The following is a 17519-nucleotide window of genomic DNA, read 5'->3' as shown; positions in this document are numbered from 1 at the left end:
CCTTTTAAAACTAAGGCTAAAAGTATTACCTTTGCAACCAAATTAACACGCAACAAATTAGATACAGAATGTATAAAAGCTTAATTAGACCGATACTTTTTAAATTTGATCCAGAGAAAGTACACCATTTTACCTTTAATAGTTTAAAAATATTAAATAAAATACCAGGTGTATCTGCATTGATTAGAGCAAATTGTCAAATTAATGATCCAAGACTAGAAACAGAGGTTTTCGGATTGAAATTTAAAAATCCTGTTGGACTTGCAGCAGGTTTGGATAAAGATGCAAAATTATACAGTGAATTGGAGAATTTCGGTTTTGGATTTATAGAAATCGGAACTTTAACTCCAAAGGGACAGCCAGGAAATGAACTACCTAGACTTTTTCGTTTAAGAGAGGACCAAGGTTTAATTAACCGTATGGGGTTCAATAACGGTGGAGTAGAACAGGCTGTTGAGAGACTTAGAAAAAATAAAGGTACTTTAATTGGTGGTAATATTGGTAAGAATAAGAATACTCCTAATGAGGATGCTATTTTAGATTACAATTACTGTTTTGATGCTTTATTTGATTATGTAGATTATTTTGTGGTAAATGTAAGTTCTCCAAATACTCCTAATTTAAGAGCTTTACAAGATAAAGAGCCGTTAATGGCTTTATTAAATGCACTTCAAGTTAAAAATAACGCTAAAAGCAACCCTAAGCCAATCTTACTTAAAATAGCTCCGGATTTAACTAATGAGCAATTAATGGATATTATTGAGATTGTAACACAGACAAAAATTGCAGGTGTAATTGCTACTAATACTACTATTTCAAGAGATAATTTAATGTCTTCTAATAAGGAGCAAATGGGAGGATTAAGTGGAAGACCTTTAACGCAGAGAAGTACCGAGGTAATTCGCTTTTTATCTGAGAAAAGTAATAAAGCTTTCCCTATTATTGGGGTAGGAGGTATTCACAGTGCTCAAGATGCTATAGACAAGTTAGAAGCAGGCGCTAGTTTAATCCAGCTTTATAGTGGATTTATCTATGAAGGACCAGCTTTAATTAAACAAATCAACCAACGAATCTTAGCTTCTAAGAAATAGTAATGCCAGATCATATCCTCTATGGTTTTCTAATAACAAGTGTGTTATTGGCCATTAGTCCAGGACCGGATGTTTTATTTGTTATTTCTCAAACCGTTACCCATGGGCGTAAATCAGGTTATGCCATCGTTGCAGGGCTTTTATGTGGGCTAGTAGTGCATCTAAGTTTATTCGCCTTTGGTATTTCAAGCTTGATTGTTTCCTCTACTTTGGCTTTCAGTATTGTAAAGTTCTTAGGTGGAGCTTATTTATTGTGGCTCTGTGTAGCTATTTTTAGAGATAAGAGTAGTATTACCATTGAGAGTAGTTCTACCCAGAAAGTGGGCTTTTTCGGATTTGTACAAAAGGGATTTTGGATGAATGTCCTAAATCCTAAAGTAATGATGTTCTTTCTTGGTCTTTTTCCTGGGTTTTTGGTCACCGATAGCATTTACAGTATAAAGGAGCAAGTTTTTATTTTAGGACTTATCTTTATTGGACAAGCACTTGTGGTCTTCGGGTTAATCTGTACTATTGCAGGGTATTTTGCAACCTTTATTACTACTAGTAAACTTTTTACTACTATCATAAAATGGGTGCAAATTTTACTATTTGGTTTTTTAGGAATATATCTTTGGTTTAGTTTATTATAGAAGGATACTAATACAATATTTTAAAACAGGTTTTTTTAAGGAAGTAATTCTTTGAGAAACCTGTTTTTTTATGGGACAATACACTTAAAAAAAGTAGGAGAAAATTATTTTTTTTACGTTTGGTAAATTCCCTATAATTCCTTTATATTTGGGAGTATGCAAGCAAAAGTTAAAATTATAGAATGCCCTCGCGATGCTATGCAAGGCATTAAAATGTTTATTCCAACTTCTTTGAAGATTCAATATATTCAATCCTTACTTAGGGTAGGGTATGATAGTATTGATTTTGGTAGTTTTGTTTCGCCAAAAGCTATTCCTCAAATGCAAGATACTCAAGAAGTTTTACAAGGATTGGATCTAAGTAGAACCCAAAGTAAACTCCTAGCTATTATTGCTAACACTAGAGGGGCTGAAATGGCAGCTATGCATAAAGAGATAGAATATTTGGGTTTCCCATTTTCTATTTCGGAGAACTTTCAAATGAGAAACACCCATAAAACTATTGCAGATTCTTTAATAAGTCTACAGGAAATATTGAATATTGCCGCTAAGAACAATAAAAAAGTAGTGGCTTACTTATCTATGGGATTCGGAAATCCTTATGGAGACCCATGGAATGTAGATATTGTTGGTATGTGGACAGAGCGTTTAGCTCAAATGGGTGTGGAAATTATTTCTTTATCCGATACAATTGGCTCTTCTACCCCTGAGGTAATAGATTATTTATACTCTGCTTTAATTCCAGCTTACCCTACCATAGAGTTTGGAGCGCATTTACATACTGCAAAAGATACTTGGTTTGAGAAAGTAGACGCTGCTTTTAAAGCGGGCTGTATTCGTTTTGACGGTGCTATAAAAGGTTATGGAGGTTGCCCAATGGCTAAAGATGAATTAATAGGAAATATGCCTACAGAAAAGCTTTTGAGTTACTTTACTGCAAATAAGGTAGATACCAATTTAAATGCAATGTCTTTCGAGAGTTCTTACAACGAGGCGTTAAAAATATTTAATTTTTACCACTAGATTTTTTTAATTGATTTAAAAAAGCTAAATTTGCGTGCAATTCAACTACAATTGCACATGAAAGCACACACAGCTAAAATCATCGGTCAAGGACTAACTTACGATGACGTTCTATTAGTTCCTAACTATTCAGAAGTATTACCACGCGAGGTAAGTTTAAAAACTAATTTTTCAAGAAACATAACATTAAACGTTCCTATTGTATCTGCAGCTATGGATACAGTAACGGAAAGCGATATGGCTATTGCTATGGCAAGAGAAGGTGGAATCGGAGTGATCCACAAGAACATGACTACAGAGCAGCAAGCCAAAGAGGTTAGAAAAGTAAAAAGAGCAGAATCAGGTATGATTTTGGATCCTGTTACTCTTCCTCTAACTGCAACTGTTGGTGATGCTAAACAAGCAATGGCTGAGTATAACATTGGAGGTATTCCAATTGTGGATGAAAATGGTGTTTTAAAAGGTATTATTACCAATAGAGATATGCGTTTTGAGAAAGTATTCTCAAGACCTATTACAGAGGTAATGACTAAGGAAAACTTAGTAACTGCAAAACAAGGTACAACTTTACCACAAGCAGAAGAAATCCTTCAACAAAATAAAATCGAAAAACTACCAGTGGTAGATGTAGATTATAAATTAGTAGGATTAATTACTTTCCGCGATATCACAAAACTAACTTTAAAACCTAACGCTAATAAAGATAAATTTGGTCGTTTACGTGTAGCAGCTGCTTTAGGAGTTACTGCAGATGCAGTAGATAGAGCAGAAGCTTTAGTAAAGGCTGGAGTAGATGCTTTAATTATCGATACAGCTCACGGACATACTCAAGGAGTTGTTGGTGTTTTAAAACAAGTAAAAGCTGCTTTCCCTGAAATCGACGTAGTGGTTGGAAACATCGCTACTCCAGAGGCTGCTTTATTCTTAGTTGAAAACGGTGCAGATGCTGTAAAAGTTGGAATTGGACCAGGTTCTATCTGTACAACAAGAGTTGTTGCAGGAGTAGGATTCCCTCAATTCTCTGCTATTATGGAAGTTGCTGCTGCTTTAAAAGGAACAGGTGTTCCTGTTATTGGTGATGGTGGTCTTCGTTACACAGGAGATATCCCTAAGGCTATTGGAGCTGGTGCGGACTGTGTAATGCTTGGTTCTATGTTAGCTGGTACAAAAGAATCTCCAGGAGAAACAATTATCTTTGAAGGAAGAAAATTCAAAGCTTACCGTGGAATGGGGTCTGTTGCAGCAATGAAGCAAGGTTCTAAAGATCGTTACTTCCAAGATGTGGAAGATGATGTGAAGAAATTAGTTCCAGAAGGTATCGAAGGAAGAGTAGCTTACAAAGGTGAATTAAACGAGAGTATGTTACAATTCATCGGTGGTTTAAGAGCAGGTATGGGATACTGTGGAGCTAAAGATATTCCAACACTACAAGAAGTTGCACGTTTTGTACAATTAACAGCTTCAGGTATTGGAGAGAGTCACCCTCATAACATTACTATTACTAAATCAGCGCCAAATTACTCTAGATAATAATTGGAAGCTCTTTACAAGCAATTCAAAATGCTAAGTAAAAAAGCTATAGTATAGAAAACGCCCTTATATAAATGATATATAAGGGCGTTTTATTTGGTGTTTACTTTATATATGGAATCAAAAGTAAAACTATTCAGCCTAAGGAGGAGTGTAAGGAAAATACATTTATTTGTACAAAAAATATAAAACAACTAAATGCTCTTATTACCTTTTTTTGTTGAAGTAAGTATAACAGCTACCTTTAAGCAAGAACGATGTTTAAGTACTTCAATGCTTTGTAATAGGTAGGTAGCTATCTTGTATAAAATATAAACGGGGCTATTTCATTTGAAATAGCCCCATTTTTATTAATGTTTATTTTACTAAGAAAGTTGTTGTTCTTTATTTGGAGTAAAAATACGTCTGATCTTAATGGAGAAAGCCACAAATAATAAGGTCATAATTGGGCTAATTAAATTAAAGAAAGCATAAGGTAAATAAGCAAGAGTTTCCACTCCTAGTACACCTGCGTGATAAGCTCCACAAGTAGTCCATGGAATAAGTACAGAGGTTACTGTTCCTCCATCTTCTAGTGTTCTACTTAAATTCTCCGGCGCAAGACCTCTTTTTTGGTATTCTTTGGCAAACATTTTACCTGGAATAACGATAGATAAGTACTGCTCAGAGGCTGTAATGTTTACTGCTATACAACTTGTTACTGTACTGGCAAAAAGTCCAAAAGTGCTCTTTGCAAATATTAGTAAAGATTTAGTTACTTTCTTTAAAGCTCCAATAGATTCCATAATACCACCAAAGAACATAGCACATAAAATAAGCCAAACTGTGTTTAGCATACTTTTCATACCACCTGCTTTGAATAAGCTATTTAGACTCTCCATTGGAGAAATAATTTCTATATCTGTGGTAATGGCATTCATAAGGCCTTTATATCCTGTAATGATATCTAAATCACCTACTCCTTGAGCTCCACCAACTAAACCAACTAACTCTGGTTGGAAGATTAAAGCGAAAATAGCTCCTAAGATTGTACCAATAAGTAAAGCCATAATTGGTTTTACCTTAAATAAAATACAGCAAATTACCATCACTGGTACTAAAAACAGCCAAGGAGAGATATTAAATGTTTGTTCAATAGCTCCTAAGGTTTCGCTAATATCAATGCTAGTGGAAGCCTCTATGTTAAAACTAATAATTACAAAGGCTATAAGAGTTACTACATAAGTAGGGACGGTAGTATACATCATATAGCGAATATGTGTGAAAAGATCTGTTCCAGCTAATGCAGCAGCTAAATTGGTTGTATCAGATAAAGGGGATAGCTTATCTCCAAAGTAAGCTCCTGAGATAATAGCACCTGCACTAATAGCTGGGTTAATACCCATAGTATTTCCAATTCCAATTAGTGCAATTCCCACTGTTGCTGAGGTAGTCCATGAACTTCCTGTAGAAACCGAGATGATTGAACAAATTATTACACAACATGGCAAAAATACATGAGGGTTTAAAACCTGTAATCCATAATAGATCATCGTTGGAATTACTCCAGATAAAAGCCATGTTCCAGACAAACTTCCTACTAAAAGTAGAATAAAGATCGCCATAGTAGTGTCTTTAACGTTTTTACTTACTTTATTAAGCATTTTGTCATATGGTACTCTATTGTATAATCCTATAAAGATGGCTAGTAAACCAGCAAGGAGTAATATAAATTGATTGCTACCACGTAATGACTCAGCTTGGTATATAAAAACATTAAAACCTAAAAGGCTAATTAAAAAGACCATGGGAATTAACGCCTGTAAAAGGGTAATTTTCTTTGGTGCGGATGTCTGCATAATAAAAAAGAATTATTCTAATCAAGAAATATACGTTTTTTTATGTAAACTCAATGTTCTTATTTGATAAAAATCGCCTAATTTTTTAAAAGTAGTTTTTTGGGAATAGATGGGCTTTGTGTCTTTTTTATATGTTTTGTTGATGGAATTTGTGAATTTATAATAAAATATATAGTGATGTATTTGCTATTTGTAAAAAAGGGGATAGTACCAGAATTTACTAGGAGTTGTAATAGGCTGCAAGGGATTTTTATATAGGGTGCTTTACTTTTAATTAGAGATTTCAGCATACTAATATTTCTAATTTGTATTGGTAAGTAAAAGCATATGTAGACTTTTAAAAAAGGGGATAGGGGGAAATAAAAAACGCCCCCATATAATATGGAGGCGTTTTGAAACTATATAAATTCTGTAGAACTATAATTTTATATAAGAAACTTCTGCATTTGCAGTTGTTCCAAAAAGAGTGAATTTATATGTAGAATATAAAGTACTTCTGTCTGTAGTAATAAAGGTTCTTACAGAATCTCCAAACTCCACTGTTAAGTGTTCGCTAATTGGAGAAACAATAGGGTCAAGCTTGTCTCCTTTTGCTGTAATTTGAACTAAAGTAGCAATTAATCCATCTGTTTTACTATCTAAAGCAATAGTGATTTGCTCTTCAATAATACGATTTGGATCTGATGCCGGTGGCATGTCTGAAAATGCATGTTCCCCTTTGTGAACATTAGGAATATCATAAGATAGTCTATCTGTTTTCCAAGTACCTATGAAATCTTTCATTTCAGCTTGCTTTAAAGTAGTAACTTGAACTTTAGCTGTTGTTCCCATTAATGTCATCGGGTAAGAAATAACAAATTGAGCTTCATTTGCTTTAGTAATTGTTCTTGTTTCAAATCCTTCAAAAACGATATCTTTCCCTTGTACTTTCCCTGTGTATGACTTAATAAGATCTCCGTCTTCAGTGTACTGAGATAAAGTAATTAGGTCTTGAGAAGTAATTTTATACACTTCTTTATAAGGGTATTCTGCACCAAATTTACCACTTAATTGTACGAATTTAAACGTACCTTGGTGTACTCCTGGTATGTCATAAGTTAACTCATCTGTTTCCCAGCTTCCAGCAAATACTTCAATGTTTTCTTCTGGGCGAATAATAGTGTCATCACTATTAGAGCAACTTGTAACTCCCATAAATAGAGTTAAAATAAGACTGCATGTAAAAAATCTTTTCATGTTTATTTGATAATGATTATTAGTTTTATTTTTTTAGAATCCTATAACGCTTTGATTGTAGATAGCGTCTTTTTGGGAAGGAGTTAGATCTTTTTGATAATTGAATAAAGCAGCTTCCCAATCTCCGTATCCTGAATTTGGAAATACAATGAATTTCTTACCAAATAAGTCTTGGTTAGAAATAACATTTTGCAATCTTTCTTCTTGGCTTTTTTTGTCAAAAGCAGCCGAGAAATCTGAAAGGTTATCTCCTAATAATAATACGATTTCGTGTGTTTTGCTTAAGTTTTCACGACGAGTCTCTTTGCTTGATTCGGCTGTTCTTACAATAACATGCTCGTTATCTGCAAAAGGGAAATTATATTTTTTTAAGTTTTGGATTGTTCCTTCTTTATCTAATTCTCCACGGTTGGTGATATAAAATACCTCTACGTTTTTCGAAGCAGCATAGTTAAAAAAGTCAAGGCTACCTAAAACTGGTTTTGCGTCTGCTTTTACAGCCCAGTTATTCCAAGATTCTTGGCTAAAGGATTTACCTTCTCTTGCCATTTGAACCGCGTAAGGGGAGTTGTCTAAGAAAGTTTCATCTACATCGGTTACAATAGCAATAGGTTTTTGGTGCTCTTGTTGTAGAATATTGTCTAATTGCAATCTAGCAATGTTAAAGGCTTGTAGGCAAAGTGCTTGGTATTCAGCTGCGTTTTGTTGAAAAACTGCTGCGTAAAGCTTTCCTTCTAGTTCTATATTATTTAGTTCTGTAGTAGGTTTTACTTGTTGTCTTTGCTGTGCTGGTGCACAAGAGTACAAAGATACAAAAGCAATACTTGCAATAAGCAATGATCTTTTTAACATGATAGTTTATTAATTTCTAATTTGCACAAAACTACACATTTAATTCTAAAAATTTTGTTAGCGTTTATATAACATTGCCAATTTTAGGGACTTTAATATAAAATAAAGCCCCAATATTTGATTAAATATGGGGCTCTTGTTGTTATATTACTTCATTTCAGCAGATTTCTCGTCAAATAATTCATCTACTGACCAATATCTCTCACCTGTATCATAGTTAAAGGTTAATACGGTAGATCCTTTTGGGATTTGTGGTAATAACTGCTCAATAGCAGCTAGAGAACTTCCAGTGGATACCCCTGCTAGAATACCTTCTTTACTTGCTATTGCATTGGTGTATTGGTAAGCTTTGTCTTTGTCCACTGTTAGAATACCATCAAAAATAGAAGTATTTAGAATTTTAGGAACAAAACCTGCTCCAATACCTTGAAGGGCGTGTGGTCCTGGTTTTCCTCCACTTAATACAGGAGAGTTAGAAGGCTCTACTGCATATACCTTTAAGTTGGGAAATTCCTTTTTTAATACCTCTGCTATACCTGTGATATGGCCTCCTGTTCCTACCCCAGTCACTAGGTAATCAATCCCTTCTGGGAAGTCTCTTAGGATTTCTTGGGCTGTTGTTTGTCTGTGGATTTCTGGATTTGCTGGGTTGTTGAATTGTTGAGGTACCCAAGAATTTGGTGTTTCTAGGGATAATTCATTGGCTTTTGCCACTGATCCAGCAGTTCCTAATTCTTTAGGAGTAAGGATAAACTTAGCACCATAAGCAGCCATTAGTTTTCTTCTTTCAATACTCATAGACTCTGGCATAACTAAGATTAATTTATATCCTAGTACTGCACAAGCCATTGCTAAACCAACTCCTGTGTTTCCAGAGGTTGGTTCAATAATAGTAGTATCTTTATTGATAAGACCTTGTTCTTTTGCTTGCATAAGCATAGCCAAGGCAATACGGTCTTTTAAGCTTCCACCTGGATTTTGTTTTTCTAATTTAATCCAAACATTGATATCGGGATTAAAAAGCTTATTTATTTTTACATGAGGCGTATTTCCAATAGCCTGTAGGATGTTGTCTAATTTCATAATTCTTATTTTTTACTTAAAGGTAGCATTAAATAATAAAGTTAATAGGTTTTGGGGCGGATTCTTGGTCTTTTGTGTACACTTTACTCTTACTGTATATAATCGAATTTGGAGCTACACTCTTGGTTAACCATACGTTACCACCGATAACACTATCATGCCCAATGATAGTATCTCCTCCTAAAATAGTGGCTCCAGAATAGATAATTACATTGTCTTGGATTAAAGGGTGTCTTGTGGTATTGGCTTTATCCTTAGATACGGAAATAGCACCTAAAGTAACTCCTTGATAAATTTTTACATTAGCTCCAATTATACAAGTCTCTCCAATTACAATACCTGTTCCGTGATCTATACAGAAGTATTTTCCAATTTTGGCAGAAGGATGGATGTCGATTCCTGTTTTACTATGGGCATATTCGGTCCAAATTCTAGGTAACAAACTTACTTTTTGCTTTTGTAATTGGTGAGCAAATCTATAAATAGCAATGGCATAAAACCCTGGGTATGCAATATATACTTCTTGTAGGGATGTTGCTGCTGGGTCATTTTTTAATATGGCATCTGCATCGGTTTGTAAAGTGAAATAAATTTGAGGCAAGGCATCAAAGAACTCTTTGGTAATTATGTTGGATTTATCACCATTTTGATTGATATTAAAAACAATAGAAGTTAACTCATTTTTCAAACCTTGTATGCGAATATCTATAGCCTGTTCACATAGGTATTTTTTGTCTTCTAATTGAAATAAAAAATGAAAAAGGCTGTCGGTAAACTTTTCAATACGCTTTTTGTCTAAAAAGGATTGTGAACTTTCGTTCTTATGAAGTAACTCTTTAATAAATTTTGCTTGCATTGTCTATGGTAATGTCCAATAAAATAGTTTTTTTTATATACTATAAAAAGTCCTATTGGTATTTGTAAAATATTTTTGAATAACAGTTTTCGACTGTATAGGTAAATTTAATAATATATCATTGTATACTCATTATTTTAACTAAATATAACAATATATTATTCTTATTGTAGACTGCTTGTGGTGTAATATATTGATTTTAAGTTGTTTGTAATTGCGTTATCTATTTTAGATAACAATTGTTAAAATGAGTAAATAGCACAAAATGTGATGTATAATTATCTTACATTTGTTTAAGAATTACGAAGGCGAAGTGATTCAAAGCAAGCATTTTTAGTCTTGTATACTTGAAAAAAGGAATAGATTTAATTTTGAATTTCTAATGAGTTGGCTACTTATAATGAAATTTGGTTTTGTTGTTTTGTTGTTCTATTCACAGTTTCAAATCTATACAAGTCGGCACGAAATTTTGCAATGAAAAGGTCATCCTCAAAAAGGGTGACCTTTCATTATTTATAGTTGGTAGGTAAGAAAAACTATTTTAAGATTTAAAGAGATATTGTAATGAAAATAATGTCTTTAGGAAAACAGTTATAGAAGAACTTCTATGGATAGCTTAAAGTATTAACCTTACCATAAATGAAGTATAGACTAAAAAAAGAGTTTAGCCTGTATAACTTTGATATTTTCCTTTTGGTGTTTATTACCTGTTTTGCTTTACTTCAATAATCCCCCATTGATTTACCTAGGGCTTCATAGTAGCTTTTTACCTAGAATAGAAATGTTTTTAGAAACTTAGCCAATTAACATAGTCTTTAAGTTTGTTCTATATACATCCATAAGGGTGTTTTTAGATACATAACCCGCGTATATACCTTGGCTTTCTACCAAAATGTGTTGTACATGATGCTGGTCAAAATTGTCAATATAGGTTTTTGCTGAATCGTCTTTTTCCAAAATAATAGCAGGACTGATTAATTGGGCTATATTTAAAGTTTTGTTTTGCAGGGTGTTAATAATAAGAGGTCTTGCGTTATCTAAATAGATAATACCTTGAATTTTATTCTGATCATCAATAACAGGAATAAAGGAGAGTTGAGTACTCCCTAGAGCATCCATTATTTGTTCAGGGGTTGCCTGATTATTAAGCGTTCTAGCATCATTTTTAATATAAGACTCCAAATCGATTGTAGATAGTATATTGGTGTCTTTATCGTTAGTGAAAACCTGGCCAGTTGGTACAAGCTCCTTCACATCCATAGCGTAGGTTTCTAGCTTTTTAGATATAGCATAACATAGTGCCACAACAATTAAAATAGGAGGTAGAAGTACATAGCCATTTGTGACCTCTACAATCAAAAAGATTGCTGTTAAAGGGGAGTGGAATAAACCACAAATAAGTCCAGACATACCCACTACAGCCATATTTTGAACTGGAGCATGACTAAAACCTATCAAAGTTAGTAATTTACCAAATGCAAAGCCTACATAAGAACCCGCAAATAATGCAGGAGCAAAATCCCCTCCATTACCACCACTTCCCAATGTTAGACCTACAGCTATAGTTTTTACAAAACCAGCAGCTAGAACAAAACACAAAAGGAACCATTCACTGGCGCTAAACTTTTCAAAGATAGTATTAGATAAAATACTCTGTGGGTGATCTCCAAGTAGTAAACGTATACTATTATACCCTTCCCCAAATAAGCTAGGGAAAATTAAAATTAAAGCCCCTAAAAGGGCTGCTCCAATTAATGCTTTTTTATAAGGATGGCCCACATAGGAATTTAGTTTCTTTATCGTGTTTCGATATACTCTAGCATGATATACACTGAATAATCCAATAACTACACCTAAAACTAGATAATAAGGAAGATCACTAGGACTAAAGGTAAGTTGGTACTTTAAGGATAAAAGTAAACCCTCTTTTTGGATAAGATTAGCCACTAAGGTTCCCGTTACACTAGCTATCATAATAGGGATAAAGGATGCGGTAGAAACTTCTAGTAAAATAATTTCTACGGCATAAAATATACCTCCAATTGGTGCATTGTACATGGCTCCAATACCAGCGGCTACACCACTTGCTAGAAGAAGTAAACGGTCTTTATAGGAGAGTAGGTAATTTTGGGCATAATTTGAACCCAAAGCCGCACCTGTTATAGCAGTAGGGGATTCCAAACCTAGAGAACCTCCTAAACCTACCGTAAGTGAGCTGGTTATAATTTGGGCATACATTTGCTTTTTGGGTATAATACCTGCTTTTTTAGCAATAGATATCATGATTTCTGTAGTTCCCTTTACTAAGCTTCCTCCTAAGAATTTTCGAACGACAAATACAGTTAACACAATACCAAAAATAGGTAAAATACTAAAAGTATAAGGAATGCTGGAAATACCATCTATACTTGTAGCATATTGAAAAACAGCTCTAGCAAAGGCCTTTAGTATTAAAACAGCCACACCAGCGGTTGCTCCAACTAAGATGCAGGAGATGTATAAAAACTGGCGATCTGTAGTGAAAGATTTTACAAAAAATAAGATGCCTTCACTATAATGAAAAGCTTTTTCTATCCCTATAATCAGATTTTTAAATAAATATTGAATAAACCTGTAAATAGATCCAAAAATACGGCTAAAAAAAACAAATATAGGGTGGAGTAAGTTCGAAAAAAATTGGCCAAATTTACTAAGCGCATTCTTCATATAGAGGACAGTTACAGATAAAAAGTCTAATTTAAGTTAAAAATCGTTAATTTCTATAAAAAAGTTAACTTCTTCTTGTAAAAGGTGAAAAAAGGTAAAGAATTCTTCTTCAAATTGCTCATGATAAAGCTCTAACTCCTTGGTAGCCAAACTCATTTTAGATACTCCTTTAGTTCTTCGATCCATCTGAGATAGAATATAATGAAGCCCTTCTATACTTTGGTATTTTAATAACCAATTCTCCCTGAGCATAATGGGATAAAAGTTTTGTACTTTTTGGGGTAAAAGTTCAAAATTATCCTCTAGAATTTTATAGAAATTTCGGCTGTATTCTTCTAGTGGAGTGGAGCTAAATAAAGACCAGTTTTTAGCTAGAAAATAATCGTAATACATATCAATAATTACTGCAGCGTAGTGATTGTATTGTGGTACAATTCTCTTTTTACTCTGTCTCCAAATTGGGTGGGTGTCTGTGAAGGTATCAATATGTCGATGCAGTATAATACCCTGTTGGATTTCTTTGGGATACTCTTTGTACTGTTTGCCTCTTACCGAGTCGGCTATGAAATTTCCTATTTGGATGGGTGTTATGTCTTTAGATAAAAATATATGGGCTAAAAAATTCATATGTAATTGGCAATACTAAGCTTAGGGTAATTCTCAAAGATAAGCCAATAAACTATGGTTTTTATGTTATATTTGTCCTAATACAAAAAAATAAAATTCTTATGACATTAATAAAATCGATTTCTGGTATTAGAGGAACCATTGGTGGTGAGGTAGGAGATAATTTAACTCCAATAGATGCGGTAAAGTTTGCCTCTGCTTATGGTAGTTTTTTAAAGAATAACTCTTCAAAAGAAAAATTAAGCGTAGTTATCGGACGTGATGCTCGTCTATCGGGTGAAATGATCCACAACCTGGTAATGTATACATTAGTAGGTTTGGGAATTGATGTAATAGATTTAGGACTTTCTACTACACCTACAGTAGAAATAGCAGTTCCTTTGGAAAAAGCAGATGGTGGAATTATACTAACTGCATCTCACAATCCAAAACAGTGGAATGCTTTAAAACTTTTAAATAACAAAGGAGAATTCTTAGATGCTGAGCAAGGAGCTCAAATTATTGCAATAGCAGAAAAAGAGTCTTACGATTTTGCTCAGGTAGATGATTTAGGAAAAATCACTACTATAGAGGGATACATGGACAAACACATTGAGGAGGTTTTGAAGTTAAAACTTGTAGACCTTGAAAGTGTAAAGAATAAAAAATACAAAGTAGTTGTAGATGGGGTTAACTCTTCAGGAGGAATTGTAATACCTGCTTTATTAGAGAAAATGGGAGTAGAGGTAATTAAAATTCACTGTGAACCTACAGGACACTTTGCACATAACCCAGAACCTTTAAAAGAACATTTACAAGATATTTGTGAACTTGTTGTAAAAGAAAAGGCTGATTTTGGTATTGTTGTTGATCCAGATGTAGATCGTTTAGCTTTTATTAGTGAAGATGGTCAAATGTTTGGAGAGGAGTATACTTTAGTGGCTGTAGCAGACTACGTTCTAAGTCAAACGCCAGGAAATACAGTATCTAACTTATCTTCTTCAAGAGCTCTTAAAGATGTAACTGTTGGACATAATGGGCAGTATAACGCTTCTGCTGTTGGAGAAGTTAACGTGGTAAGCTTGATGAAGCAAACTAATGCTGTTATTGGAGGAGAAGGTAATGGAGGAATAATCTATCCAGAGAGTCACTACGGAAGAGATTCTTTGATTGGAGCGGCTCTGTTTTTAACTCATTTATCGAAACAAGATAAAAGTGTTGCTGAGTTAAGAGCTAGTTACCCACAATACTTTATGAGTAAGAACAAAATTGAACTTACTCCTAAATTAAATGTAGACATGATTTTAGAGCAAATTGCTGAGAATTATTCTAACCAAGAAATTTCTTTAGTGGATGGTGTGAAGATTGATTTTCCACAATCATGGGTTCATTTGCGTAAATCTAATACAGAACCAATTATTCGTATTTATACAGAGGCTAAAACCCAAGAAGATGCAGATCAATTGGCTCAAAGAATGATAGAAGAATTAAGCGTAATAGCAGGAATTTAATTCATTGCTGTTAAAATAAAAAAAACCACTTTTTGAAATCTTCAAAAAGTGGTTTTTTTATACTTATAAATTAGCTGGTTTATTTCCAGCGTGTTTCCAACGCTTATGTGTCCAGAAATATAACTCAGGTCTATTTCGGATTTGTTTTTCTACCTCTTGGAAAAAACGTCTAGATAATTCGTAATTAGGAATACTTGAGACATCTTCTGCTTCTTTGGTCAATGGAATAAAAGTACACTGATAATATCCTCTTTTTATTTGATTTACTTCTAAGTAGTAAGGTACCATGCCAAACTTCTTACATAATGCTTCTCCTCCTGTGAAAATAGGAACTTCAATACCCATAAATTCTTGCCAGCAGTTGGATTTCCCAATCATTGGAGATTGGTCACTAATAAAGGCATATAAACCTTTATTACCCTCTACTTCATTTTTTCTAATTACTCGTATAGTTTCTCTCATTTCTACTACTTTAGAACCAAAACGAGTTCTAATTCGAGCTATAAATCGATCAAAATAAGGATTGTTTATTTGCTTGTACACGGCAAAACCTTGTAAGTTTATATAACAATCCAGAATAGTAAGCCATTCCCAGTTTGCATAATGGGCGCAAAATAGAGTAACACTCTTTCCTTGTCGTTCCACTTGGTGAATTTCTTCTAGGTTAGTGAAGGTATATCTTTTTGACATTTGCTTTTTTGAGATGCTCATTGGCTTGATAGTCTCTAAGAATATATCACAAAGGTGTCTGAAAAATTTCTTTTCTATTTGCTTGACTCTTTCCAAGGAAAGTTCGGGCATAGTCATTTGTATATTTTTTCTAACCGTTTTTTTACGATATCCTATAACATAATAGATAAGTATATAAAGACAATCCGATACAAAGTAAAATAAAGGGAAAGGCAATATAGAAATTAGCCACAATAATGGGTAAGCAATTAGATAAGTTAAATATTTCATACTAGAGATTTTGTGCAAATATAGGCCTTGGAGTTTATTTTAAATAATTTTTAAAACGAATAGTTGGAAACATTGCTTAATTTTGAAAAAAAAACATGGATGATATTTCTTTTTTAGTTCTGTTAATTATGGGAATCAGTGCTCTAGTTACCTATAAGGGCTTACAGGATTATTCTTTCTTTTCTAAATATTGCTTCGATATGTCTGCTTTAAGACAAGGACAATATTACCGTATGATTACATCTGGATTTTTACACGTAGATTGGATGCACTTTTTATTCAATATGATTACGCTGTATTTTTTCGCAGATATTGTATTAATGCAAGTGGGACCTGCTTATTTTGCCTTAATTTATATGGCAAGTATGGTCTTAGGAAACTTAATAACCTATCAAATCTATTACAATACCTTAAACTATAGAGCAGTAGGAGCCTCTGGGGCTGTAATGGGTGTTTTGTATGCCTCTATTATGATGTTTCCAGATATGACCATAGGGGTGTTTTTTATTATTCCAATGCCTAGTTATTTATTTGCTATTTTGTATTTGTTTTATTCGGTTTACGGCATGAAAAGCAAAGGGGATAGTATAGGGCATTCTGCTCATATTGGAGGTGCTTTGGGTGGATTGATTCTAATTATTGCAAAGTTTCCATTTTTATTAACCCAACAATTATGGCTAGTAGGCTTGATGATTTTACCAATTGCAATCTTAATGTATTTATATAAAGCAAAAAAAATATAGTTTCACTTTGGTTAAGTTGTCTTTTTTACTTTTACCCATTAAGCTTCTAGTTCTTTTTTATACAGAGGAGTAATTGTATTTTAATAGTGTTTTAACATAAGGATTGGGATTATTTAAATATCTTTAGAATAAATAAAATTATTACTATGAAAAAATGGAGTTTACTTTTCTTGGCTTTTATCAGCCTAACTACAACGGCTATGACGGCCCAAAACACTTCTACTATGCCAGTTAGTAGTGTTTCAGTTTCAGGAAGTGGTAAAGTATCAATTGTCCCAGATCAAGTGGTACTTACTCTAGGAGTAATCAGTGAAGATGCAGAGGCAAGTGTGGCTAAGAGTCAAAATGATAAAGCTATTGCTAAAGTATTATTGTTTTTAAAATCGTTGAATATTCCAGTAAAAGATTACCAAACTAGAATGGTAGATTTGAATAGAAATCAAAACTATCAAACTAAAGAAATTACTTATGTTGCTTCTCAAGATATCGTAATTACTTTAAATGATATTAAACAATATGAGCCTCTTATTTTAGGAGCTATGAATCAAGGAGTTAATAGTATTTCCAATGTTACCTTCAAAACATCTAAGGCAACTGAATTAGAAAGACAAGCAAGAGTATTAGCAGTGAAGGACGCTCAAACAAAAGCCAACGATTACGCTAATGCACTTGGACAAAAACTAGGTAAAGCATTACAACTACAAGAGGGAGGTAATGATTATCGCCCTGCTCCAAGAATGTATGCTATGAAAATGGAAAGTGCAGATGCAATGGATCAGACCTTAGCTATTGGTGAAATAGAAATAAGCAGTTCTATTTCCGTAAGTTTTGAATTAAAATAAATAGGTTAAC

The 17519-nt window shown here is 33.5% G+C and carries 15 protein-coding genes; 7 read left to right on the top strand and 8 right to left on the bottom strand.

The features are described from left to right. The first annotated feature begins 68 nt into the window (after positions 1 to 68). From ACYSNM_RS06065 to guaB, 4 genes are all read left to right on the top strand, one after another. Positions 69 to 1091, top strand: a complete 1023-nt coding sequence (locus ACYSNM_RS06065) for a quinone-dependent dihydroorotate dehydrogenase (RefSeq protein WP_461756070.1) — start codon at positions 69 to 71, stop codon at positions 1089 to 1091. 2 nt (positions 1092 to 1093) lie between these two features. After that, entirely contained in the window at positions 1094 to 1723 is a 630-nt protein-coding gene (locus ACYSNM_RS06060; RefSeq protein WP_461756069.1) for a LysE family translocator, read from the top strand. Between the two features lie 156 nt (positions 1724 to 1879). Then, positions 1880 to 2746, top strand: a complete 867-nt coding sequence (locus ACYSNM_RS06055; RefSeq protein ID WP_461756068.1) for a hydroxymethylglutaryl-CoA lyase — start codon at positions 1880 to 1882, stop codon at positions 2744 to 2746. A 57-nt stretch (positions 2747 to 2803) separates the two neighbouring features. Then, positions 2804 to 4276, top strand: a complete 1473-nt coding sequence (gene guaB / locus ACYSNM_RS06050; RefSeq protein WP_461754179.1) for an IMP dehydrogenase — start codon at positions 2804 to 2806, stop codon at positions 4274 to 4276. Positions 4277 to 4641: 365 nt separating this feature from the next. On the opposite strand, the gene nhaC is transcribed toward guaB, so the two are convergent. The 7 genes from nhaC to ACYSNM_RS06015 all read right to left on the bottom strand — a co-directional run bounded on the left by nhaC (position 4642) and on the right by ACYSNM_RS06015 (position 13474). After that, positions 4642 to 6114 (bottom strand): Na+/H+ antiporter NhaC, encoded by a 1473-nt coding sequence (gene nhaC / locus ACYSNM_RS06045; protein ID WP_461756067.1) that lies wholly within the window; start codon positions 6112 to 6114, stop codon positions 4642 to 4644. A gap of 417 nt (positions 6115 to 6531) precedes the next feature. After that, positions 6532 to 7350, bottom strand: coding sequence for a hypothetical protein (locus ACYSNM_RS06040; RefSeq protein ID WP_461756066.1), 819 nt, complete (start codon positions 7348 to 7350; stop codon positions 6532 to 6534). A gap of 33 nt (positions 7351 to 7383) precedes the next feature. Next, entirely contained in the window at positions 7384 to 8202 is an 819-nt protein-coding gene (locus tag ACYSNM_RS06035; protein WP_461756065.1) for a 5'-nucleotidase, lipoprotein e(P4) family, read from the bottom strand. 147 nt (positions 8203 to 8349) lie between these two features. Further along, entirely contained in the window at positions 8350 to 9285 is a 936-nt protein-coding gene (cysK, locus tag ACYSNM_RS06030) for a cysteine synthase A (RefSeq protein WP_461756064.1), read from the bottom strand. Positions 9286 to 9313: 28 nt separating this feature from the next. Further along, entirely contained in the window at positions 9314 to 10141 is an 828-nt protein-coding gene (locus ACYSNM_RS06025; RefSeq protein WP_461756063.1) for a serine O-acetyltransferase, read from the bottom strand. 795 nt (positions 10142 to 10936) lie between these two features. Beyond that, complete coding sequence (locus ACYSNM_RS06020; RefSeq protein WP_461756062.1) at positions 10937 to 12847, bottom strand: chloride channel protein; 1911 nt, start codon at positions 12845 to 12847, stop codon at positions 10937 to 10939. A 36-nt stretch (positions 12848 to 12883) separates the two neighbouring features. Continuing rightward, positions 12884 to 13474, bottom strand: a complete 591-nt coding sequence (locus ACYSNM_RS06015; protein WP_461756061.1) for an acyl carrier protein phosphodiesterase — start codon at positions 13472 to 13474, stop codon at positions 12884 to 12886. Between the two features lie 101 nt (positions 13475 to 13575). Between ACYSNM_RS06015 and glmM the strand changes: the two genes are divergently transcribed. Further along, on the top strand, positions 13576 to 14964 hold the full coding sequence (glmM, locus tag ACYSNM_RS06010) for a phosphoglucosamine mutase (protein WP_461756060.1): 1389 nt from the start codon (positions 13576 to 13578) through the stop codon (positions 14962 to 14964). Positions 14965 to 15027: 63 nt separating this feature from the next. Here glmM and ACYSNM_RS06005 read toward each other — a convergent pair whose 3' ends face one another. Further along, entirely contained in the window at positions 15028 to 15924 is an 897-nt protein-coding gene (locus ACYSNM_RS06005) for a lysophospholipid acyltransferase family protein (RefSeq protein ID WP_461756059.1), read from the bottom strand. A gap of 95 nt (positions 15925 to 16019) precedes the next feature. Between ACYSNM_RS06005 and ACYSNM_RS06000 the strand changes: the two genes are divergently transcribed. Both ACYSNM_RS06000 and ACYSNM_RS05995 read left to right on the top strand, forming a co-directional pair. After that, complete coding sequence (locus ACYSNM_RS06000) at positions 16020 to 16667, top strand: rhomboid family intramembrane serine protease (protein WP_461756058.1); 648 nt, start codon at positions 16020 to 16022, stop codon at positions 16665 to 16667. Between the two features lie 146 nt (positions 16668 to 16813). Continuing rightward, positions 16814 to 17509: an SIMPL domain-containing protein gene (locus tag ACYSNM_RS05995; RefSeq protein WP_461756057.1), complete on the top strand. Its 696-nt coding sequence runs from the start codon at positions 16814 to 16816 to the stop codon at positions 17507 to 17509. Positions 17510 to 17519 lie beyond the last annotated feature (10 nt).

Source organism: Myroides sp. LJL116 (assembly GCF_054871685.1).
This window is presented reverse-complemented; position numbering and strand designations above follow the sequence as displayed.

Bases quoted from the DNA above. Each gene is read 5' to 3' on its own strand.
- ACYSNM_RS06060 (WP_461756069.1), top strand. From the start codon at position 1,094: ATGCCAGATCATATCCTCTATGGTTTTCTAATAACAAGTGTGTTATTG.
- ACYSNM_RS06065 (WP_461756070.1), top strand. From the start codon at position 69: ATGTATAAAAGCTTAATTAGACCGATACTTTTTAAATTTGATCCAGAG.
- ACYSNM_RS06005 (WP_461756059.1), bottom strand. From the start codon at position 15,924: ATGAAATATTTAACTTATCTAATTGCTTACCCATTATTGTGGCTAATT.
- ACYSNM_RS06000 (WP_461756058.1), top strand. From the start codon at position 16,020: ATGGATGATATTTCTTTTTTAGTTCTGTTAATTATGGGAATCAGTGCT.
- guaB (WP_461754179.1), top strand. From the start codon at position 2,804: ATGAAAGCACACACAGCTAAAATCATCGGTCAAGGACTAACTTACGAT.
- nhaC (WP_461756067.1), bottom strand. From the start codon at position 6,114: ATGCAGACATCCGCACCAAAGAAAATTACCCTTTTACAGGCGTTAATT.
- cysK (WP_461756064.1), bottom strand. From the start codon at position 9,285: ATGAAATTAGACAACATCCTACAGGCTATTGGAAATACGCCTCATGTA.
- ACYSNM_RS06020 (WP_461756062.1), bottom strand. From the start codon at position 12,847: ATGAAGAATGCGCTTAGTAAATTTGGCCAATTTTTTTCGAACTTACTC.
- glmM (WP_461756060.1), top strand. From the start codon at position 13,576: ATGACATTAATAAAATCGATTTCTGGTATTAGAGGAACCATTGGTGGT.
- ACYSNM_RS06055 (WP_461756068.1), top strand. From the start codon at position 1,880: ATGCAAGCAAAAGTTAAAATTATAGAATGCCCTCGCGATGCTATGCAA.
- ACYSNM_RS05995 (WP_461756057.1), top strand. From the start codon at position 16,814: ATGAAAAAATGGAGTTTACTTTTCTTGGCTTTTATCAGCCTAACTACA.
- ACYSNM_RS06035 (WP_461756065.1), bottom strand. From the start codon at position 8,202: ATGTTAAAAAGATCATTGCTTATTGCAAGTATTGCTTTTGTATCTTTG.
- ACYSNM_RS06015 (WP_461756061.1), bottom strand. From the start codon at position 13,474: ATGAATTTTTTAGCCCATATATTTTTATCTAAAGACATAACACCCATC.
- ACYSNM_RS06025 (WP_461756063.1), bottom strand. From the start codon at position 10,141: ATGCAAGCAAAATTTATTAAAGAGTTACTTCATAAGAACGAAAGTTCA.
- ACYSNM_RS06040 (WP_461756066.1), bottom strand. From the start codon at position 7,350: ATGAAAAGATTTTTTACATGCAGTCTTATTTTAACTCTATTTATGGGA.